Here is a 19,749-nt window from a genome sequence, read left to right on the forward strand (position 1 = left end):
CCTTATGACTACTTCTACGCGCCCTGTGCGCCTGCTTTCTGTGTATACGCTGCTTCTGGCTGCCACGCTCTGGCTTACCGGATGTGATTTCGGCGTCTCGCAAGATGATGCCATCACAGCCCGGACCACAGATGTGGCCGTCGCCAACGCAGGAGCGTTCGGCGCCCAAAACAGCAGCTTTACCTTCATCAATCCCGAAGAGGAGACGGTGTCGAACACGAGCACCTTTTCCTCCTACATCCAGAGTCACATTCTGCTCGACAACCAGTTGCTAACCGTCTTTGGGGAAACCGGCACGCTTGGCGTGTTCGATCTGGAGACCCGGAACCAACTGGGCCAAGTCACGGGCATTCCGAACCCACGCTACGCTATTTCGGATGGTCGGGTGGCCTATGTAACCAGTCAGAGCTACAGCGACGATACCGATCCGGCGGTCTACATCATTGACCTGGGCGAGCGCGAGATTGTGGATACCATTACGCTGGATGCCAACCCCGAAGGCATTACGGGCACGTCCAGTAGCTTGTTTGTAGCCACCGGCAACGTCGATGGCCAAATTATAGAAATCAGTCGTCCCCTCGGTAATCCTATTACAGGCGACCATACCATTGCAGGTACAATCGACCCCGAATGCGACGCCCCGCGCCGCCCATACGTTACAAGACAGGGCCTGCTGGCGGTGGCCTGCAGTGGTGCTACGGTCTACGACGATGACTTCAACGTGATCGAAGAAACGAATGGAGCCCTCCTCGTCATTGACCCCGCAGGCAATAGTGGCGATGGAAGCATTCTTGACCGCGAAGACCTCGCCGGGCAGCTTACATCAGCGAGCTCGCAGCAACGGACGTTCTACTCGCGGCTGCGCAATACGCTCTTTGCGGTGCTCGAAGACAACACCGTTGTGCTGTACAGCACGCTCAACGGCGAGCGCTCCGACATCCAGGTCGACGGCCCCCCGATCGGTGCGATTGCGTTTGATGCCGTTAACGAACTGATCTATCTGGGGCGTCCCGATCCGGTCAATCCATTTGGCGCGGCGGGTACGGTGACGGTGCACGAAAGCAGTGGCGCCGAAATCGAATCGTACGAAGCAGGGATTGCGCCTGGCCACATTGCACTGCGCATCACGCAGGGCGAGCAGGATGGGTAACGTGTTTCCTCCTACTTGGCGTGTCGTCTCGTTATGACCGTTGACCGCTGCTACTGCTACGATGTGCCGTTTGATCGGCTCCACCGCGTATCCCAACGCACTGGGGCCAACACGGTAGACGCCCTGCAGGCGCATGTCTGCTTTGGACACAACTGCGGCCTCTGCCATCCTTACGTACGCCGCATGCTGCGTACCGGGCAGGTTACGTTTCATCAGATCATTGAAGATGATGATGAACCTGCCCGGTCGGGAGCGCCAACGTGAACCTTTCATGGCCAATGCGCCGTGCATCAGGTCGATCCGATGTTTTCATTGCTGACGCTTTGCGCTCATGGCCACACTGCTATACATCTTTCCGCACCCCGATGATGAAAGCTTCGGGCCGGCTCCTGCGCTGGCCCGGCAGCGTGCGCAAGGGCACGATGTGCATGTGCTTACGCTGACCCGCGGTGAGGCCACCCAGCAGCGCCACCGGCTGGGCCTGAGCAAAGAAGAGATGGGGGCGGTCCGGTTTGGTGAGATGCAGCACGTAGCCGAAGCCCTCGACCTGTCGTCGCTTAACGTGCTGGATCTGCCCGATGGCGAGCTTGCCAACCTGTCGCCGCTCGATATCGAAGACGTGGTGATGCAGCACCTGGTGCGCCTGCAGCCCGATGTGGTTGCTACCTATGCGGTGCACGGTGTAAGCGGGCACCCCGACCACCTCGTTACGCACGCCGTAGTTAAACGCGTGGTATGCAGCGCCGTGTCAACGAACGAGGTCCCCGTGCGGCGGCTCGCCTTTTTCACACTGTGCGAGAACGACGCCCCGCGTCCCGATCATCTACAGGCCTCGTCCGACGAAGCCATTGACTGCGTAGTGCCGGTGGATGAGGAGGCCTTTTCAACGGCGCAGGCAGCCCTTCAGTGCTATGAAACCTACGCGCCCGTCATCGAAGAACACCGTCCGCTCGAAACCGTGCGCAACGGGGTGTGCTTTGAATGCTTCCGTGAAGCACCCACGCCTCGTCTTACTGACCTGACGGCTCATTTGCCCGCTCAGCTGCCTCTTGGCTCCTCCTGACCTGCTGCATCTGCTGTCGACTGGGCTATGGTTGCTCCTGCGCGCTACTTCTCGTGGCTGGCCTTTAAGATCGCTGCACTGGCAGCGGGGGTTGCCGGACTTATCGCACTGGCGCTTGGAGGCTCGGTCTGGGGCAGTATCGGCAGCCTGCTGGCTGTAGGATTGGCTACGTATGGCGCCGCGTGGTGGATGCTGCACGCGCGCCTGCGCACGATCCACTCGCTTCTGAAACAGGTGCGCGCTCACCAGTTCGACGAACTGGGCACCAGCCCCTCGCCTCGCGGCGACGAGCTCGATGGCTTGATCTGGGAACTGCATCGCACCGGGCAGATGCTGAACCGTGAGATCGATGACATGCGCCGCATGGAGAGCTATCGGCGCGAGTTCATCGGCAACGTATCTCACGAGCTCAAAACGCCGATCTTCTCCATCCAGGGCTTTGCAGAGACGCTCTCCGACGGCGCGCTCAGCGACCCCAAGGTCAACCGCACCTTCCTGCAGAAGATTATCCGCAACGCCAACCGGCTCGACCGTCTGGCGCGCGACCTCTCCGAAATTGCTCGCCTTGAAACTGGCACCATGGAGATAGAAATGACGCGTTTCGACCTTGGCGAGCTGATGCGTGAGGTAACCGAAACGCTACTTCCCAAAGCCGATCAGAAAGATGTTTCGCTGCGCCAGGCCACAGAGCCCAAGGCGCTTCCTGCGGTACGGGGCGACCGCGAGCGCATCCGCCAGGTCCTCGTCAATCTTATTGACAACGCGATTAAGTACAACGAGTCGGGGGGATACGTGGCGGTATCGGCCCAACGCCAGGGTGAAGCGGTACAGGTGTTGGTGCAAGACAACGGCATTGGCATCCCCGAGCGCCACTTAAACCGGCTTACCGAGCGCTTCTACCGTGTGGACAAGAGCCGTTCGCGTCACCAGGGCGGATCGGGGCTGGGCCTGTCGATTGTAAAGCACATCTTGAGTGCGCACGATGTCCAATTGCACGTGGAAAGCACCGTGGGCGAAGGCTCCACGTTTACCTTTGTGCTACCGGTTGCGTAGGCGTTGCGCCAGACGCTCGGCCTTTTCTTCTTGGGAAGACCGGTCTTTGGAGTCCATATCGTCGAGTAGTGGCTCTTGCGATGCGCGATCACTGTGAGCCCGGTCCCATGCCTCGCTCGTTACGATCGTCTCCAGGTGTTGGATGCGCCGGTTCAGGCGCTCGCGTTCGGCCTTACACTCGCTACGCAGCGCATCAATTTTCTCCTCGGTTTCCTCAGCAGATGCGCCAATCTTGCGCTGTTCGGTTTTGAACTCCAGCCACTCCTCAAAGGCGCTATACACAAACACGATTAGTACAATCAGTATCCACCAGTATGTGCCCAGAAACTCAAGCAGTTCGGTCATAATGGTAGGTGCAACTATAGTTGTTGAATCAAGATCGGGGCCATCATTAAAGCAGACGGGGACGCATAGCGATGCGTCCCCAAGGGATGGTGGAAAGAGAATCTACACGTTCCTACGACACGGTGTCATCCAGCAGGTCGCGATAGAAGTCCAGTGTTTGCTCCGCAATGGCTGTCCAGCTAAACTGCTGCACCACGCGTTCGCGGGCTTTTTCCGCCATCGAAGCACGGCGCTCCGGATCGGCCAACAGCGTGTTGACGCCCTCAGCCAGGTCGGCAGCAAAGGCATCCGGATCTTTCGGGTCGAAGTCGTCGCCTTCTTGCGCATCAAACGACACAAGCAGACCCGTTTCGCCATCTACGACGACCTCAGGAATGCCGCCTACGGCAGAGGCTACGACGGGCGTATGGCAGGCCATAGCCTCCAGGTTGATGATGCCAAATGGCTCGTACACCGACGGACACACAAACAGCGTAGCATGCGAGTAGAGCGTGATGACCTCATCCTTGGGTAGCATCTCGTCGATCCACACCACGCGGTTGCCGGACTCCGCCTGTGCCTCTTCAACGAGCGCGGTCATCTCCGCAGCAATCTCGTCGGTGTCGGGGGCACCGGCGCAGAGCACCACCTGCACGTCGTCGTCCATGTCGTGGATGGCACGCACCAGGTGCAAGATGCCCTTCTGCCGCGTAATGCGCCCCACAAACAGCACAAACGGTTGTTCCGGGTCTACATCGTGCTTGCGGAGCACCTCATCGTTGTGGCGCGGCTGGTACTGGTCAATGTCGATGCCGTTGTAGATGGTGCGGATGCGCGAACGCGGCACGTCGTACAGGTCGTGCACATCGTCTTGCATGGCTGACGACACGGCCACTACGCCATCGGCATTCTCGTAAGCGGTGCGCTCCACCCAGCTCGATCCGTGGTAGGCTGTGCCCAGCTGCTCGATCTTCCACGGACGATGCGGCTCCAGCGAGTGCGTAGAAAGCACCAGCTTGGCCCCCGTGAGCTGCTTGGCCAGGCATCCGGCCAGGTGCGAGTACCAGGTGTGCCCGTGCACAATGTCGGCCTCTTGCACCGAGCCCGCCATGATGACGTTGCGCGCCATCGCATCCAAAAACTTCGCGTGGCGCGGGTCCTGGTTTGGAATATCGGGCGCGGTGACGCCCTGCACCTCAAGGTTGCCCTGGTCTACGTCTTGATCGCCAAAGCTAAGCACCTGCACATGGTGCTCGCCGTCATCGGCAGCCGCCATTTCGCGGGTCAGGTACTCCACATGCACGCCCGCGCCGCCGTATACGTTGGGCGGATACTCATTCGTCAAGATGACAATATTCATACAGATACGTACGTCGAATCCAGAAAAATAGGGAGAAGGTGGCCGGGGGATGCACGGGGCACGCGGCATGGTGAACATAGGTGCCGCGCCCCGTATCATCCGCATCGCTTAAATGATGGTGCCGTCAGGGATCACCGTATTCTTGGGGATGACCACGATACCGTCGCGAATCATGTAGTTCTCGCCTTCGGCCTCCTCGATGTCGTCACGGTTTTTGATGACGCAGTTTTTGCCAATCGACACGTTCTTGTCGATAATGGCCCCTTCGATATACGACTCCTCGCCAATGCCCGGCTGCGATGGTCCCTCGCGGCGGCCCAGGCCCTGATCGGTCTGCCACGCGTAATGATCGGCCCCCATGAGCACCGCGTTTTTGATGGTCGTGTTTTCGCCGATGTACGACCGAATGCCCACCACCGAGCTGGTAATCTGGCTGTTGGTGATGATGCTCCCCTCAGCAATCAGCGAGTTCTGCACGTACGAGCTCTGCACCTTGGCAGGCGGCAGCATACGTGCGTTTGTGTAGAGCGGACGGTCGGGATCGTACAGGTCGAAGTCCGGCTGGTCTTTCGCCAGCATCATGTTGGCCTCAAAGAACGACTTAATGGTTCCAATGTCGCTCCAGTAGCCGCTAAACGGATAGCTGGCCACGCGATGCGAATCGATCGCACGTGGAATGATGCCGTGGCCAAAGTCGTGGTCGTCGGGGTAGGCGTCGAGCATGTCACGCAGCAGCCCCTGGTCGAAGATGTAGATACCCATCGAGGCAAGATAGACGCGATCTTCGGCCTCCATTTCTGCAGAAACCGGACTGCTCTTGCCGTCGAGTTCGTCGGCGGCGGGCTTTTCCGAGAACTCGGTGATGATCTGGTCCTCGTTGGTCTTCAGGATGCCAAACGCAGGCGCCTGCTCGGCGGTTACCGGGATGGTGCCAATGGTGATGTCTGCCCCGGTTTCCTGGTGATGCGCCAGCATTTTGGCGTAGTCCATCGAGTAGAGCTGATCCCCCGACAGGATGAGCACCTGCTTGTGTTTGTAGCCTTCCATGTGGTCAAGGCTACGACGCACCGCATCCGCCGTGCCCTGAAACCAGTCTTTCGAGGCCGGGGTCTGCTCAGCGGCCAGCATCGTCACGAAGCCGTTGCTGAAGCGATCGAAGCGGTACGCCCGTGCAATGTGGCGGTTCAGGCTCGCGGAGTTGAACTGTGTGAGCACAAAGATGCGCTCGATCCCCGAGTTCAGACTGGTTGAGATCGGTACATCGATAAGGCGGTAGCGCCCGGCCAGCGGTACGGCAGGCTTAGCGCGCAGTTTGGTGAGCGGGTACAGCCGCGTGCCTGCACCTCCCCCTAAAATGACGCTAATGACGTCTTTGGAGATGTTCATAGAAAAAACCAGTCGCAATGGGAGGAATGACGAGAAGCGCTACCGTAACATGCGAAGTAGAAGGGTCATGAGCAAGGTTAAAATCACGCTGGCCACGATCATAGTGCCCAGCGGCAGGTAGACCCGCATGGATCCCGTTTCAAATGAGATGTCGCCCGGCAGGTGGCCCCAGTCAATAACGGTGTGACTGGCCCAGAGCAATCCGCCTACAGCCACAAGCAGCAATCCGCTGCCAATTAGCAATCGTGCAAGATCGGGGATGTCCATCGTACATGACGACTGTTACGAATGGTCGTGTTGCATTGGGTTTTGCGCAGCCCGTCCCGAAGTTCGCATGACTCGTTGAATTTTCGCGGCACCTTGGCGCGGACGCTCCGTGTACGCTTGTGCTTATCGTTTCTCCTGGCCTGCGCCCCGTACGCACTATGCTGAAAACTGTACTCGTTGTTCTACATATCGTAACCGCATCCGCCTGGTTTGGGCTGGGCTTGCGACTGGCGAGTAAGGCCCGTACGGTGCTCTCGCTCGACGGCCCCGCTGCTGCGGCCCTCGCCGAAGATGCCCGTAGCACTGTGAAGTGGATGAGCGGGTTTATTGTGCTTACGATGGTCTTCGCATACGCCAATTTCTTCCTCAGCGGCGGATTTGCCGCGTACGGCCCGCAGTTTCACGCGGCGCTTACGCTTATGCTGGTGCTGGTGGGCGTGCAGTTCTTCATGATTCGTCCCGGCTGGAACACCCTGGCCGATCTCGTGGGCAACGGCACTGCTCCCACAAGCGACGCTGCCGACGGCGCTCGCAAGAAAGTGGCTATTGGCACCGGCATAGGTCACTTGCTCTGGATGGTACTCCTCGTGCTCATGTACTTTAACCAGTTGATCCGCCCGTTCTTTGGATAGGCGTGATCGGATGAGCCCTCGGATCACAGCAGGCTCCTATGAGCAACAAACGGTATTACGGCTGCTCGCTTGAGCCGCGCGCAATGAAGGCGTCGTCGAAGCGTTCGCGCAGTGACGCGCGTACCACGTCGGCCTCGCTGCGTGTGGCCACTGGCCCGATGCGCACGCGGTAGTAGGGCGAGCGCCATACTACGTGTACCGGCGGCTCGCGGTAGCGCTGCAGCGGCTCAGGCGGTGTGTCGAGCGCACTCCACCACGCCACTGCCTCTGCGCGCGTGCTCTCGGCATCAGCCCGATGATAATTCATGCCCACCTGTACGAAAAACGCACGGGCGGGCATCTCAGGCTCAGATGCTTCAGGGGTGCCACGCAACGGCGCTGTTGCTCGGCATCCCGCAAACACAATACTTATAACGAGCAAACTGCCCCACAGAAAAACAGCACGTGGCGTACACATAGTCTCACCCGATTCAGAACAAGAGGCCGATGCATTGCATCATTGTTGCACCATGTGCAGCAACCTATGCTCCCGCTGCTTGATCCCCGTGCGTGTGCGCTGCATATTACGACGCTCTCCTGTTTGCCATTCCCTCCTGTATCCACCTGATCGTACTATGCCTACTCGTCTTCTGGGTCTCCTACTCGTAGGCCTGCTTATACTTACTTCACCAATCCACGCGCAAGACCGCAGCAACAGTGAGCCGCGCGTAAGCCCCAACGCAGAAACCCACCAGACCATTGGCACCACCGAGGTGCGCGTGACCTACGGACGCCCGGGTGTCCGTGGGCGCGACATTTTCGGCGATCTTGTGCCCTACGACACGCTCTGGCGCACCGGTGCCAATGAGGCCACCACCATTACCTTCTCCGATGACGTGCGTATTGGGGAGGACGACGTCCCTGCGGGCACCTATGCGCTGTTCACGATTCCAGCCGAGGACGATCAGTGGACGGTCATCCTGAACACTGTGCCCAATCAGTGGGGGGCCTACGACTATGACTCGGCAGACGACCACATGCGCACCTCCGCCGAGGCCTATCGCGCCGACACCTTCCGCGAGCAGTTGGCTTTCACCTTCGAGGCCGTCGATGAAACCTCGGCCACGCTGCTTCTGCACTGGGCTGACACTGCCCTTCCTATTCCCATCATAACTGCTGACGCTGAATGAGCCATCGCGCTGCTGCATGCTGGTTCTGGGGGATCCGTAGCGCCGCTGCTTTCCTTGTAGCAGGGCTGCTCGTTGTTGGAGGGAGCGGCTGTACAGCGTCGGCCCCCGACCCTGCGACCAACATGGAGGCCTATCTCGATACGGTCATTGCCGCCCACGGTGGCGATAGGCTTGACCGGGCCGTTGTGACCTTCACGTTTCGGGGGGATGCGTTTACGCTTCGCCGCAACGACGGTCAATTCCGATACGAACGCGCTACGACCGATTCGCTGGGCCGCTCGGTGGTCGAAGGGCTGACCAACACCGATGTGTATCGCGTTGTGGAGGGCGATACCCTCACGCTCTCCCCCGACGAGCAAAGCACCGTGGCAACAGCTGTCAACTCGGTTGCCTATTTTGCGCTCTTACCGTATCCGCTGCAGGATCCATCCGTACAGGCCACCTATGCCGGTCCCGATACGATACAAAACACCGCCTACCATCGCGTCGCGGTGTCGTTTGACGAAGGGGGCGGAAAAGACTATGAGGATGTGTTTCTGTACTGGTTTGCCCAGGACACCCATGCGATGGACTACCTCGCGTATGCCTTTGGGGTGGGCGGACCGCCCGAAGACCAGGGCACGCGGTTCCGCGAAGCCTTCAACGTGCGCACTGTAAACGGCGTGCGTTGGGCCGACTACCACAACTACCGCGATGCTGCCCTCGGTCCCGACGCGCTCTCTGCGTATCCCCAGGCGTGGACCGACGGTGCCGTAGAGCGCGTCTCAACCGTTGCGCTCCGCGACATCAGCGTGCGGCCTCTTGCCCCGTAGCAGCAGAAAACCCAAACAGGTTCTTAGCCTTCCATTGGTTCAGCCAGCATCTGCGTAAGCGTGTTAATGCGCTCCTGCGAAAGCAGCGGCTCGATGGCCTGAATGATGAGGCTTACGCAGGTAGCGCGATACATGAGTGCTTCATCAGGAGCCCCATTGCGTGCCGTCTGGCTCTGGATTTGCGTATTCAGTAGCGTCCAATGACACTTCATCTCAAGATATTGCACACCAAGTGCCTGCCGAATGTCGTCCACTTCCTCCAGATCGTCGAGCGTCTGCACAATACGGTTTCGAACGCCCGAGACATACGCCCGAATGGCACGACGCTGAGCGGTCGATCCCCGGTCCCATTCATCGAGTACCGTGTCCCACTGCGCATCGAGCGGATCTTCTAACGCTTCATGTATCGCCTGGTGCTGCTCGTTAACTGTGGTAGCAGCGTTGTCGGTGGAGGGCATAACAGTGGCAGGCATAGCAGGTCAGCAAAGAAAACAGTGGATTGGGTCAGCGAGTGCAAGTGGTGCCCGGAGCGCCAGGTACCAAAATCGAGTATATGCTATGGGGGTGTATGACAGGCACGCCAAAATGCTGCACTTCAGGGATGTATATACCGACTTCATTACAGTGCATCGGCCTTGCATCACGTGTTCTTTTCCGCACAGTGTTACCCTCAGTTTCCATGAGTCACGCAGATGTGCGATAGCGCAGCTTCGCCTGAAAATCAGTAGACCCAAACGTCCCATGTTGTGCACATTTGTCCTGGCGGACAGGGGAACCTTGCTGCGCCACCGTCTCGTTACGCACATACATCTGTTACACATGTCTGTGCATCGTCTGTGCTTTTAGCGCGCAGCATATTTAGTGTACAGCATAACATGCCTTACTTCCTGCTTTAAGCTTTCTGCTTTGAGCGGTGTGCCCGCAACACAGCGTGCACGCCTCACCTGTGCCCCTGCTGGGCCCGCGCTCTCACGCACGCTGGCTGTCTCCTCCATTAACAACTTCTATGGTTATGGCTGAGCCCTCTGCCTCCTCTGCTTCCAACCCTTCGTACGAAGACCTTGCCGAAGCGTGGAACACCATCTGCCAGCTGCTCGGTGCTGATGGGCCCGACGAGGCGATTGCACGGATCCAGACGCTTACCGACCAGATGGAAGCGCTTGACAACCGGGAGGATCTGCCCGACGAGCTCATTACCCTCAGCGAGTTTGAGCAGGTGCTCACGCGGCTGCATCAGAAAATTGCAGATCTGCGCGCACGCAATAACACGCTCGAAGCCCGCCTCGACGCGCTCACGCAGGGCTCTGAAGACGACACTTCGGCGCATGCCCTGCTTGATGCGCTTGATGCCCCGACCTATCAGGACGCGCTCGATCACATTCAGACGCTACAGGGCAAGGCCGAGGCCCGCGACGCCTCTCAGGAGGCGATCCAGAGCACCGGGCACGACGACATCGCCAGCCTCATTGATGCCGCTAAGGCGCTGCAGCGCGAAAACGATCGCCTGCGCAGTCAGGTTCAGAGCACAGCCCCCGACACCGAGGTCCTGCAGTCGGCCTCTGCCATTCGTATGGTGCTGGGCATCTCGAACATCGAGGAAGCCGAGGAATTTGTAGAACGCCTCGACGCGCTCAGCACGTCGGTGCGCCGGGCCCTCGACCACCTTGGGATGGACGTGCCCTCGGCTCTCAGTGTAGAGCGGGCCGACAACGTCGCCTCCTATCTCGATGTGCTCGCTTCGCAAATTGAGCGCCTGGCCGAGGCTCCGCTGCCCGACGACGAGGTATTCGAGGCTGCCGACACGCTCAACGCCATTGAGGCCACACTTGGCATCTCCTCTGCCGAAGACGCTCGCGAGATGGAGGCAATGGTGCGGTCGTTGACCGAAGACTTGGAAGCCCTGGCTCATGAGCGCGAAGTGCTGCGCGAAGAGGGCCTCACCGCCGAAAAAGCCGTATCCATGATTCATAGCATGGAGGATCAGCTCGACGATCTTTATGTCAATCAAGACGTGAACGCGTCAGACAACGGCACGCTGCCCCCCGGTCTGAAAAACACGCTTGGCGTCGAATCCATCAAAGAGGCGCAGCGCGTTGTTGAGCGTACCAAGGAGATGGATACGCAGATAGCCACGCTCTACGAAGAGCAAGAGCAGCTTAACGAACTCGGCATCGATAGCATCGACGAGGCCATTCGGATGATCCGCGACATGAACGAGCAGCTCGTCGAGCTCTATGAGGATGTGGAGGCGCGCTCGGCGGCGCAGGCTCTTCCCAGCGCCAACCAAGACACGTTCCAGCAGCTCGAATCGCTCTATGCGCGCCAGGAGAAGTTGCAGAGCGAACTGGGCATCTCGGACCCCGAGGCGATCATCCAGATGGTCGAGGATATGAATGCGCAGCTCGAAACGCTCTACGAAGACCGCGATGCAAGCCTTGCGTCCAACCCAGATGCAGTCGTTGAACCGGACGCATTTAACAATCCCGACCTTAGCAACGCCGAGCGCCTGGAGAAGCTCATTGAGAGCATGGCCCGCCAGCTCGATGTGCTTTATGGCGAGAAAGAAGCACTCTCCAAAGAAGGATTCGACTCTGCCGATGAGGCCGCCGATCGCATTGCGCACCTCCGCGATGAAATTCGGGCCCTGCGTGCACAGAAAGCGAGCGATGCCGAAGACCCGACCGACGCCGACGTAGACCCCGATCTTGTTCGCGAGTGGCGCGCTCTCAAAAACGACCTCGGCGTCACGTCCCCAGACGACGTTCGTGCGCTCATTGAATCGGCGCGCATGCCCAATACGGAACCGGCTGAAGCCGAAACGTCTCACGCAGAAGAGAATGGCGCAGAAACGGCTGATCCGGCGGAGATAGCGGATATCACGTCGTCTTCTGACTCTGATACAGACGCCGCCTCAACCCGTATCCAGCCGGGACCGCAATGGAATGCGGGGCCAGCGCTGGCGGATGCCGATCTTCGTGCTTCGTTGCCCACAATGGATGCTGAAGACCGGGATGCCCTCGACCTGGCCGTTATTCAGCTCGATACTGAAGGACATGTGCTCACGCTTAACGACGCGGCCTACGCGCTGCCGATGTTCGACCGCCTGCGTTCAAAGGAGGATGCTAAGCACGCAGCGTTCTTTTTCGATCTTGCGCCCAGCACCGCGACCGACGCGTTCTACGGACGCTTCCACGCGGGCCTCGATCAGGAACAGCTCGATGCACGCTTCCCGCATCTCTTTACGGCCTCCGGTCATCCTCCATTCGTAGCGCTCGTGCACCTGTTCTACGACGACACCACCGAGACAGCATGGGTCCTGCTACGCACTGCCTAATGCGTTGCCCTGCCGCGCACCTTTGCCGGGGCATCCTCCCCTGTTCAATGGCTTCCTCCCCGCCGCCTCCCTTTTTGCCATGAGTGATTCTTCGACCTCTGACCTGTTTTCGTACCTGAAGGAGAAGGCTAACCGCTCGTCTGAGCTGCGCTCACAAGATGCATCGGATGCCGCTGCTGATGCTTCTGACAATGCTCGTAACGAGGCTGCCGACGATGCCGAATCCGCATCGGACGATCCATCCAACCAGCTCAACTTCGAAGACCCAACCGTGGGCGAACGGCTCCGTGATGCGTCCAAAGACACGCTGAACAGCGCCGACTTTGGCATCATCCGGCTCGACGACGAAGGCATTGTACAGTTTTTTAATGCATACGAGTCCAACTTGAGCGGCGTAGACCCCGACGAGGCTCTGGGCCAGAACTACTTCAATGAACTGGCCCCCTGCAGCAATAACCGTGTGTTCTATGGGCGCTTTCGCGACGGTCTCAAAAACGGCGGAATGGATGAGTACTTTACATACACGTTTACGTATAAAATGCGCCCTACACTCGTAGATGTGCATCTCTACCGCGACGATGCGGGCAACAACTGGATTATGGTGCGCAAGCGCTAAGCGCTTTCCAGAAACAGGGGTCGTTCTCTTCGGCTAATGGGTTGGTAGGTGGATGCAGATTGCAGTGCTCGGAGGCGGCATTTCGGGCATCACCACGGCAGTCCTTCTGCGTGCCTGCGGGTACGCCACCACACTAATCACAGCAGCCCGCGCCGACACGGCGCACGGTGCCGACTGGCCGCGCCTGGCCAGCCACTACCCGGCGGCCTCCGTCATACCCCACACGGTGCGCGTTGCAAATCCTGCCCATCACACGCGCTGGAGTCAGGCCTGCTTCGACGTGTTTACAGATCGACCAGCCTGGGGCGTGCGCATGCAGCGTCATGCCGAACTCTTCGAATCGCCCCCCCATCGGCCTGCTTACCTCGACGCGCTGCGCCGCCTCGTGCATCTCCCCAACGATGGACGCGGGGCCCCTGGTCTTCCGCGCCGCGCTGAGGCAGAAGGGCTCTTCGGCTGGACGTTCGACATGACGTTTGTGGAAGCTCCGCGCTACCTTCGCAAGCTGTACCTTGCCTACCAGGAGGGGGGCGGCACCATACGACGGATGCACATCTCGCCCGAGAACCGCTCAACGCTCCCTGGGGATGTGTGGGTGAACTGCCTGGGGGCAGGCGCCCCTCGTGTCTTTGACGACGAGGCTCCCGCTACATTTCTCCATGGTCACCTGCTGCATGTAAAACCGCCCATATCATGGGAGGCATGGGCAGATACGGCAGCGGTGCAGTCGTATAACTATGCGCCTGCACCTGCTTGCTATCCCTCGCATATTGAAAATATACCCGGCGGATTGTATTTCTACCCACATGCATCCACCTGGATTGTGGGAGGTACGAAACACCCTGCACATCGCCACGGCGGCTACGCGACTCCACTGCGCGGGCGCACCCGCCATGTGCACGGCGTAGCGCTGCCTGAGGCCATGTGGACAACAAACGCGGATCTCATTAGGCAGCTCACAGGCACCGATTTCCGAGATGCTCCCATGCGCGTGGTGAGCGGACTCCGCTATGTGCGTGGCCCTGAAAGCGACGGCGTGCGCCTCTGTTGGGACTCCGGCCCTGCGCGTCCCACAATACACAACTATGGCCACGGCGGTGCGGGCGTTACGTTGTCGTGGAGCTGTGCACTGCATGTGGCGCACATGCTTATGGAACGCCATGCGCCACCACAGCCGTCACCTGCGCCCTACCCGTTTCCTGCACTGCGGGATACGATGCATCGCCTTTTCAAGGAGCAGCCCTCCGCAGCTCAACGTTCACAGCCTGATGCATAAGAGCAATCGCAATGCGCTTTACTGAAATCTCTGCAAATCGGCACGTATTTTGTGATAATATGAGGGCGCACGTGTATCTTCTGTAAATACACGCTTGTCCTGTTACAACGCGCAGTCCCCACCTGCGCTGCTGCACGGCAACAGGCATGCACAGCCCTCCCCACCTGGTTGCCCCCTACTCTTATGGAAAATGCCGCTGACCGCGCTATTCGTTTGCTTGCTCTTGCTGCTGGAATCGTTAGCCTTGTCGTGTACACCATCTTTTACCTGATGTAACGTTGGGTTGCTCCTCAGCGGTGTAACATGACGATGCACCGCCGTCATAGATTTCACCGATGCTAACCTATCATGCCCCCTGGTGGCAAGTAGCATCACAGTCATGTATACTGCTCGCACTATGTGCTGATGTGGGCGTTGGCCTATGCAGTAGATGAGAAGAGAACCCTACTCTGCCAATAAGAAAATGCAGGAGTGGTGTGGAAGCCAGTGTGGTTCATACCCAGCCGGTTATAGAGTTGTAGTATTGATCCTTTCACAGACCCTCTGATTGGGAAGTGAACACACTTTGGTAATAGGGCTTCTGAATAAAAAAACGCATCGGTAGTGGGTAGACGCTAAGTGATAAGGCTATCGCAGAATGTAGGTTTGTCTTGTTCGAACCCCCTCTCCCTTCGGGTTTCTCCCCCTTTCCAAGGGGGAGATGTCGATAGACAGAGGGGGTTGTCTGGCTCCGATGATGTCGGCCATATGACAATCACTTACCATTGAACCGCTACCAACGCATCTTGGAGGGAAACGGCCTCAATGGAGACGGGCACCTCATGCCAGTAGCCGGAGGCGGGGACGAACGGAAGACTGTTCGTCCCAAGAAAAGTTTTTATCAGAAGGCAGAAGGCTATCACTTACGGCCTGTCCACTACCTACGTTCTGTGTATCACAGGGTCCAAACGTACCGTGGCACGTTTCGCTACTGTTGCGCACGGGGATCGCATCGGCTTCAGTTCTGCTCCGAATTAATTACCCTTAACAACTTTTCGCGGCATGTCTTCTGTACCTACCCACGACATTCGTGTGTATGATGGAACGCAGTGGCATCGGATCAATGTGGAAGAGTGTACTATTCTCCGCGATGCGCTGCTGAACTATGACCTGTCTCCATACACGGCGCTCACCGAGGTCGTGAACTGTGGCGGACGCGGGCTGTGTGCCACATGTGGCGTGCGCCTGGCTGAGGGGGTGCCAGCTTCGCATTGGCACGACCGCACGGCTCAACGCTTTGGCTATCCGCGCCTGTCGTGTCAGATTCGTGTGCGGAAGCCGCTCACCGTGTATCTGGATACCGACAAGTGGATCTGGGGCGGACGCCGCTCGAACGAGCCGCCTGATGCATCGTAGATAGCATATGTCGCAGAGGATTCCGAATCCTGCTGCTCTACTTGTCTCTCGGTCTAAACGCTCTGTATCTCATGACCCAACCTGCTGTATCCCCGGCTCAACATCACCCGCGCCTTACGGCATATGCCGATGTGCTCGACCGCATTGACGCGCTGCTTGAGGGGGAAACCGACTGGATCGCTGCCATGGCTACGGTGTCCTGCGAACTGCATCATACGTTCGACTACTTTGACTGGACTGGTTTCTACCGGGCGGTGTCGGACGATCTGCTGGTGGTGGGTCCGTACCAGGGCGGGCACGGCTGCCTGCGAATCCCCTTTGACCGAGGGGTGTGTGGAGCCGCAGCACGCACGCGTACCACGCAGTTCGTTTCGGATGTGCACGAAGCCGAGGACCATATCGCCTGCTCTTCAACCACGCAGTCGGAGGTCGTCGTGCCTGTGCTTACGCCCAATGATACACTTCTGGCAGTGCTCGACGTAGACTCGGATACGCTGGATGCGTTTTCGGAGGTGGACCGCGATATGCTGGAGCAGCTGGCTAACACCCTGGGCCGTCAGTTTGCCGATACGTCACAACGGTAGCAAACCGAGCGCCCCATGCTCGCCAGGTGACCATACGGTGTCCCACTATGCCGCGCTGATGCGGCGCAGCGGGAGACGGCATGTTACGGTTGTCATGCCTTGGCTATGGCCAACGTGGAACGTTGCGCCAATGAGATGGGCCCGATAGCGCATGCGAGATAGGCCCTTCCCAGCGTCTGAAGGGGTGTGGTCGTGTTGGGTTGGATGCCAGACGCTACCGTCGTTGTGGATGGTGAGCACGAGCGCACGGCTTGTAGCATGAAGGCGGATTCCTGTGTGCGTGGGGGCCGCATGCGCGTGTGCATTTGCAACGGCCTCTTCGGCAATGCGATGTAGATGCATAGCAACCGAAGCGTTGTGCACGGCGGGCAGGTCGTCGCCTCCGATAAACGTGCAACGTCCTGGGCCGTGGCGATCGGCCTCGCGAGCCAGATCGGAGAGCGCCTCTGTGAGTCGGTCTTGCTGAAGCGAGACCGGCAGCAGTTCATGGGAGAGCTCGCGCGCCTTGTCGACGCCTTCGCGGATGGCATCGGCAATCGCATCGAGATCGTCGGCTGTGCACGGCGTGCCTTGTTCAACCGCCGCCTTCAGGTTCTGGACGTGCATGGCCGTGGCTGCGAGCTGCATGCCGAGCGACTCGTGCAGCGACTGGCTCACAGCGCGGCGCTCGGCAGTGTTTAGAGCCGTCATGTCGCGTTCCATGTCGCGCCGTTCGGTTACATCAATGCCCACAAGCACAAGCGATTCTACATCGGCATTGGGAGTGGAGCGCCGTGCGGTACAGGTGCCTTCCAACAATCGGGGCGGAGCATCGTCGCGCATCCAGTGCATTTCGAGATGGATCTGTCCGGCGCGTCCGCTACGCAGCGCCTCGAATCCACGTGTAAGCACGTGCATCTCTTCAGGGTTTGCAAAGAGCATGCGCACATCCTCTCCAATCATGGCATCAAGCGAGGCGCCAACAAGCTGTGTACAGGCCCGGTTCATAAACTGAATGCGTCCCTCTGCATCCATTTCAACGACCACGGCTCCCATTGAGTCGAGCACTCTGCTGGGGAGCGGAGCGGGCTCGGGGCGTTGCGGCTGGTATGGAGAGAGCGAGGAGGACAGAGACCAGGCCGGACGCTCCCACTGGGTTGTGGTCATGTCAATAAACGTTAGCATGGGGTGGTGGGGCTAAGAGCAAAAAACTACCTGGTTGGAGGGGTACCTGTACAGGCAGGCTGTTCCATCCATTTGGATGTGCACAATGTGATGGTTGAGTGGAGCCTGTGTGAGGGCGTTTAAGGCGAGGAAAACGGAGGCGTGCTTTCGGGCACGGGTTCAGAGCAAAAAGTGTGCAGAAACGGGTATGCATACAAGAAATCGTATATAACGTATCTCTAAGCGCTCTGCGACACCTGTAAGTAGAAAAACATAACGTAATGATACAAAGATATTATGTGAAGTGCGTCAATGCGATGGAGAGCAAATGTGAAGTTGTTTCTTTTGACCATGCGTGTCGGAAAAGAAGACCCCATTAGATGAAATTGTTACATTTCAGCCATCCTGGGTACGTACTGTTTCCGATTCGGCGGAGGTGCAGGTGGGATACACCCCACGCCTTGAATACTTGCCTCCTGGGCCTGAAAACACTGCGCTAAACTCAGGAGAGAAAGTAAGCTGCCGTATCAGAGTCGCAGATAAACAAAGAGTTTCGAGCAAGGGCACGAGGACGGAGCATAGGCATCACTTTGCGTGAAAAACACAGCCACTATGCGCCGTTTGTGAGGCCGCTGCATACGATTTGGCGTTCCGGAGCCGTGTGCTGAATCCAGGCTGACAATAGCAAACGACACAGTAAGTGATGCCACACAGCACTGGACGCCGATTCCAAAATAGCCCGAGGCCTATGCATTCCATACTATGCGCAAATTGCGTTGTGGGCCGGACGCGTTGCGTATTGCATCTGAAAGAGTCTATGCCAGACGCGTGCCATTGGGAACGGGCGCGTCGGGCGTGGTGAGCACAACATCGCCATTGGCGCGATGAAACCCGGTGACGAGGCACTCCGACATCATGGGGCCAATCTGCTTTGGAGGGAAGTTCACCACCGCCACGATTTGCATGCCGGGGAGATCGTCAAGCGCATACAAGTCGGTAATCTGAGCGCTGGAGCGCAGGGTGCCGATCTCTTCACCAAAATCGATAGTGAGGATGTAGGCGGGGGTTCGCGCCTCTGGGAAAGCCTTGGCACTTACAATGGTGCCCACGCGCAGGTCGACACGCGTAAAGTCGTCCCAGGTAATTGTATCCATAGCAAGAGGGGGGCTTCAGGTGCGCAGAACGGAGAATATCACGTCAATGTACAGAGCGAACACAGGGGCATCAAGCCCATTGTGTTCGATGAACCTCGTACCGCAACAGACCGTCTGATGAGCAGAGCCGGTTGCTTTACGCACCGGGTCTTATCTCGTTGGTCTGTTAGATGTGTCTGGCATGCTTCATGTCTACCCCGTACACTATCGCTCATTGCTCCGATATCCACTTTGGCAAAATCGCGCACGCCGAGGTGGTATCAGCGCTTGTTGATGACATCAACGCGCACGATGTAGACCTGGTCGCGATAAGTGGCGATTTGACGCAGCGCGCCCGTACCGGCGAGTTTCAGGCAGCGGTGGCTATGATTGAGCAGTTTAATGCGCCTACGCTGGTGGTACCGGGCAACCACGACGTGTACCCGTGGTGGCGCCCCTGGAAGCGTCTTACGGCCCCGTTGCGCAAGTATCGGCGGTTGGTGCAGCCCGAGCTGCGGCCTACGCGCGTTGAGCCCGAGGTGGCTGTGCTGGGGCTGTCTTCGCCCCACGGGGCTACCGTGAAAAGCGGACGCTTGCGTCCCGAGGCGCTCAACACCATGCGCACCTTCTTTGACGAACACGCATCGCAGTTTCGAGTGCTGGTGGTGCACCATCATCTCACACGGATGGAGCAGTTAGGCCGTCACGACATCATGGGCAATGCCGACGAAGCCCTTACGGCCGCTGCCCAGGCTCAGGTCGATCTGATTCTCTGTGGACATCTGCACATCTCGCATATTGAGCCTGTCGATATCGTGTCTGACCGGGGCGATACGGAACATCGCATGGTTGTAGCCAGCGCAGGCACGGCCACCAGCAGCCGAGGGCGGAGGTCGAACCGGGGCGTCAACTTCTACAATCTGATGCACATTCGCCCAGACTCGTTTTCGGTGGAAGAGCGGCGCTATCAGCCGGATGCGACGGTATTTTCCGAGATGCGCACCACTTCTTTCGATCGGGTCACCTCGCTTTCGTAGAGGCAGAATGCATCT

At 58.6% G+C, this 19,749-nt stretch carries 21 protein-coding genes; 13 read left to right on the plus strand and 8 right to left on the minus strand.

Annotated elements, in window-relative coordinates; translation table 11 throughout:
• Positions 1-4: 4 nt before the first annotated feature.
• The 4 genes from CRI93_RS09845 to CRI93_RS09860 all read left to right on the plus strand — a co-directional run bounded on the left by CRI93_RS09845 (position 5) and on the right by CRI93_RS09860 (position 3,266).
• Positions 5-1,150, plus strand: a complete 1,146-nt coding sequence (locus CRI93_RS09845) for a YncE family protein (protein ID WP_098062465.1) — start codon at positions 5-7, stop codon at positions 1,148-1,150.
• Positions 1,151-1,183: 33 nt separating this feature from the next.
• Complete coding sequence (locus CRI93_RS09850) at positions 1,184-1,414, plus strand: (2Fe-2S)-binding protein (protein WP_098062466.1); 231 nt, start codon at positions 1,184-1,186, stop codon at positions 1,412-1,414.
• Positions 1,415-1,481: 67 nt separating this feature from the next.
• Positions 1,482-2,213, plus strand: coding sequence for a PIG-L deacetylase family protein (locus tag CRI93_RS09855; RefSeq protein ID WP_098062467.1), 732 nt, complete (start codon positions 1,482-1,484; stop codon positions 2,211-2,213).
• Positions 2,214-2,240: 27 nt separating this feature from the next.
• Positions 2,241-3,266 carry a sensor histidine kinase gene (locus CRI93_RS09860; protein ID WP_098062468.1) on the plus strand — a complete coding sequence of 342 codons (1,026 nt, stop codon included), beginning with the start codon at positions 2,241-2,243 and terminating at the stop codon, positions 3,264-3,266.
• Here CRI93_RS09860 and CRI93_RS09865 read toward each other — a convergent pair.
• From CRI93_RS09865 to CRI93_RS09880, 4 genes are all read right to left on the minus strand, one after another.
• Positions 3,252-3,611 (minus strand): hypothetical protein, encoded by a 360-nt coding sequence (locus CRI93_RS09865; RefSeq protein WP_098062469.1) that lies wholly within the window; start codon positions 3,609-3,611, stop codon positions 3,252-3,254. The genes CRI93_RS09860 and CRI93_RS09865 overlap by 15 nt on opposite strands.
• Positions 3,612-3,723: 112 nt before the next feature.
• The gene (gene glgA / locus CRI93_RS09870) at positions 3,724-4,950 is read right to left on the minus strand and encodes a glycogen synthase (RefSeq protein WP_098062470.1); all 1,227 of its coding nucleotides are present in this window, start codon (positions 4,948-4,950) and stop codon (positions 3,724-3,726) included.
• Between the two features lie 108 nt (positions 4,951-5,058).
• Entirely contained in the window at positions 5,059-6,336 is a 1,278-nt protein-coding gene (locus CRI93_RS09875; RefSeq protein ID WP_098062471.1) for a glucose-1-phosphate adenylyltransferase, read from the minus strand.
• 39 nt (positions 6,337-6,375) lie between these two features.
• Positions 6,376-6,603, minus strand: coding sequence for a DUF2905 domain-containing protein (locus CRI93_RS09880; protein ID WP_098062472.1), 228 nt, complete (start codon positions 6,601-6,603; stop codon positions 6,376-6,378).
• A gap of 158 nt (positions 6,604-6,761) precedes the next feature.
• Here CRI93_RS09880 and CRI93_RS09885 point away from each other — a divergent pair, with 158 nt between their 5' ends.
• Positions 6,762-7,235, plus strand: a complete 474-nt coding sequence (locus tag CRI93_RS09885; RefSeq protein WP_098062473.1) for a hypothetical protein — start codon at positions 6,762-6,764, stop codon at positions 7,233-7,235.
• A gap of 55 nt (positions 7,236-7,290) precedes the next feature.
• Here the strand turns inward: CRI93_RS09885 and CRI93_RS09890 are convergent, their stop codons facing one another.
• A complete protein-coding gene (locus tag CRI93_RS09890) occupies positions 7,291-7,692 on the minus strand; it encodes an SPOR domain-containing protein (RefSeq protein ID WP_098062474.1) in 402 nt (133 codons plus the stop codon).
• 157 nt (positions 7,693-7,849) lie between these two features.
• On the opposite strand from CRI93_RS09890, the gene CRI93_RS09895 reads away from it, so the two are divergent.
• Positions 7,850-8,404: a DUF2911 domain-containing protein gene (locus CRI93_RS09895; RefSeq protein ID WP_098062475.1), complete on the plus strand. Its 555-nt coding sequence runs from the start codon at positions 7,850-7,852 to the stop codon at positions 8,402-8,404.
• Positions 8,401-9,216, plus strand: coding sequence for a DUF6503 family protein (locus CRI93_RS09900; protein ID WP_245850445.1), 816 nt, complete (start codon positions 8,401-8,403; stop codon positions 9,214-9,216). The genes CRI93_RS09895 and CRI93_RS09900 overlap by 4 nt, the downstream gene beginning before the upstream one ends.
• A 23-nt stretch (positions 9,217-9,239) precedes the next feature.
• Here CRI93_RS09900 and CRI93_RS09905 read toward each other — a convergent pair whose 3' ends face one another.
• Positions 9,240-9,689, minus strand: a complete 450-nt coding sequence (locus CRI93_RS09905; RefSeq protein ID WP_141491656.1) for a hypothetical protein — start codon at positions 9,687-9,689, stop codon at positions 9,240-9,242.
• Positions 9,690-10,228: 539 nt separating this feature from the next.
• Here CRI93_RS09905 and CRI93_RS09910 point away from each other — a divergent pair.
• The 5 genes from CRI93_RS09910 to CRI93_RS09930 all read left to right on the plus strand — a co-directional run bounded on the left by CRI93_RS09910 (position 10,229) and on the right by CRI93_RS09930 (position 16,421).
• Positions 10,229-12,550, plus strand: coding sequence for a coiled-coil domain-containing protein (locus CRI93_RS09910; protein WP_098062478.1), 2,322 nt, complete (start codon positions 10,229-10,231; stop codon positions 12,548-12,550).
• 79 nt (positions 12,551-12,629) lie between these two features.
• Entirely contained in the window at positions 12,630-13,166 is a 537-nt protein-coding gene (locus CRI93_RS09915; protein ID WP_098062479.1) for a PAS domain-containing protein, read from the plus strand.
• A 52-nt stretch (positions 13,167-13,218) separates the two neighbouring features.
• Positions 13,219-14,442 (plus strand): FAD-dependent oxidoreductase, encoded by a 1,224-nt coding sequence (locus tag CRI93_RS09920; protein WP_098062480.1) that lies wholly within the window; start codon positions 13,219-13,221, stop codon positions 14,440-14,442.
• Between the two features lie 1,041 nt (positions 14,443-15,483).
• Complete coding sequence (locus tag CRI93_RS09925) at positions 15,484-15,837, plus strand: 2Fe-2S iron-sulfur cluster-binding protein (protein ID WP_098062481.1); 354 nt, start codon at positions 15,484-15,486, stop codon at positions 15,835-15,837.
• 71 nt (positions 15,838-15,908) lie between these two features.
• Positions 15,909-16,421 (plus strand): GAF domain-containing protein, encoded by a 513-nt coding sequence (locus CRI93_RS09930; RefSeq protein WP_098062482.1) that lies wholly within the window; start codon positions 15,909-15,911, stop codon positions 16,419-16,421.
• A 45-nt stretch (positions 16,422-16,466) separates the two neighbouring features.
• On the opposite strand, the gene CRI93_RS09935 is transcribed toward CRI93_RS09930, so the two are convergent.
• The gene (locus tag CRI93_RS09935; protein ID WP_098062483.1) at positions 16,467-17,585 is read right to left on the minus strand and encodes a sensor histidine kinase; all 1,119 of its coding nucleotides are present in this window, start codon (positions 17,583-17,585) and stop codon (positions 16,467-16,469) included.
• A 794-nt stretch (positions 17,586-18,379) separates the two neighbouring features.
• Positions 18,380-18,718 (minus strand): tRNA-binding protein, encoded by a 339-nt coding sequence (locus CRI93_RS09940; protein ID WP_098062484.1) that lies wholly within the window; start codon positions 18,716-18,718, stop codon positions 18,380-18,382.
• A gap of 188 nt (positions 18,719-18,906) precedes the next feature.
• Between CRI93_RS09940 and CRI93_RS09945 the strand changes: the two genes are divergently transcribed.
• Positions 18,907-19,734 (plus strand): metallophosphoesterase family protein, encoded by an 828-nt coding sequence (locus tag CRI93_RS09945; RefSeq protein ID WP_098062485.1) that lies wholly within the window; start codon positions 18,907-18,909, stop codon positions 19,732-19,734.
• The last annotated feature ends 15 nt before the right edge of the window (positions 19,735-19,749 follow it).

This window comes from Longimonas halophila, from assembly GCF_002554705.1.
Lineage (GTDB): Bacteria > Bacteroidota > Rhodothermia > Rhodothermales > Salinibacteraceae > Longimonas > Longimonas halophila.

Coding starts and splice junctions, on each gene's coding strand:
- CRI93_RS09845 (WP_098062465.1), top strand. CDS start 5: ATGACTACTTCTACGCGCCCTGTGCGCCTGCTTTCTGTGTATACGCTG.
- CRI93_RS09850 (WP_098062466.1), top strand. CDS start 1,184: ATGACCGTTGACCGCTGCTACTGCTACGATGTGCCGTTTGATCGGCTC.
- CRI93_RS09855 (WP_098062467.1), top strand. CDS start 1,482: ATGGCCACACTGCTATACATCTTTCCGCACCCCGATGATGAAAGCTTC.
- CRI93_RS09860 (WP_098062468.1), top strand. CDS start 2,241: ATGGTTGCTCCTGCGCGCTACTTCTCGTGGCTGGCCTTTAAGATCGCT.
- CRI93_RS09865 (WP_098062469.1), bottom strand. CDS start 3,611: ATGACCGAACTGCTTGAGTTTCTGGGCACATACTGGTGGATACTGATT.
- glgA (WP_098062470.1), bottom strand. CDS start 4,950: ATGAATATTGTCATCTTGACGAATGAGTATCCGCCCAACGTATACGGC.
- CRI93_RS09875 (WP_098062471.1), bottom strand. CDS start 6,336: ATGAACATCTCCAAAGACGTCATTAGCGTCATTTTAGGGGGAGGTGCA.
- CRI93_RS09880 (WP_098062472.1), bottom strand. CDS start 6,603: ATGGACATCCCCGATCTTGCACGATTGCTAATTGGCAGCGGATTGCTG.
- CRI93_RS09885 (WP_098062473.1), top strand. CDS start 6,762: ATGCTGAAAACTGTACTCGTTGTTCTACATATCGTAACCGCATCCGCC.
- CRI93_RS09890 (WP_098062474.1), bottom strand. CDS start 7,692: ATGTGTACGCCACGTGCTGTTTTTCTGTGGGGCAGTTTGCTCGTTATA.
- CRI93_RS09895 (WP_098062475.1), top strand. CDS start 7,850: ATGCCTACTCGTCTTCTGGGTCTCCTACTCGTAGGCCTGCTTATACTT.
- CRI93_RS09900 (WP_245850445.1), top strand. CDS start 8,401: ATGAGCCATCGCGCTGCTGCATGCTGGTTCTGGGGGATCCGTAGCGCC.
- CRI93_RS09905 (WP_141491656.1), bottom strand. CDS start 9,689: ATGCCTGCCACTGTTATGCCCTCCACCGACAACGCTGCTACCACAGTT.
- CRI93_RS09910 (WP_098062478.1), top strand. CDS start 10,229: ATGGCTGAGCCCTCTGCCTCCTCTGCTTCCAACCCTTCGTACGAAGAC.
- CRI93_RS09915 (WP_098062479.1), top strand. CDS start 12,630: ATGAGTGATTCTTCGACCTCTGACCTGTTTTCGTACCTGAAGGAGAAG.
- CRI93_RS09920 (WP_098062480.1), top strand. CDS start 13,219: ATGCAGATTGCAGTGCTCGGAGGCGGCATTTCGGGCATCACCACGGCA.
- CRI93_RS09925 (WP_098062481.1), top strand. CDS start 15,484: ATGTCTTCTGTACCTACCCACGACATTCGTGTGTATGATGGAACGCAG.
- CRI93_RS09930 (WP_098062482.1), top strand. CDS start 15,909: ATGACCCAACCTGCTGTATCCCCGGCTCAACATCACCCGCGCCTTACG.
- CRI93_RS09935 (WP_098062483.1), bottom strand. CDS start 17,585: ATGCTAACGTTTATTGACATGACCACAACCCAGTGGGAGCGTCCGGCC.
- CRI93_RS09940 (WP_098062484.1), bottom strand. CDS start 18,718: ATGGATACAATTACCTGGGACGACTTTACGCGTGTCGACCTGCGCGTG.
- CRI93_RS09945 (WP_098062485.1), top strand. CDS start 18,907: ATGTCTACCCCGTACACTATCGCTCATTGCTCCGATATCCACTTTGGC.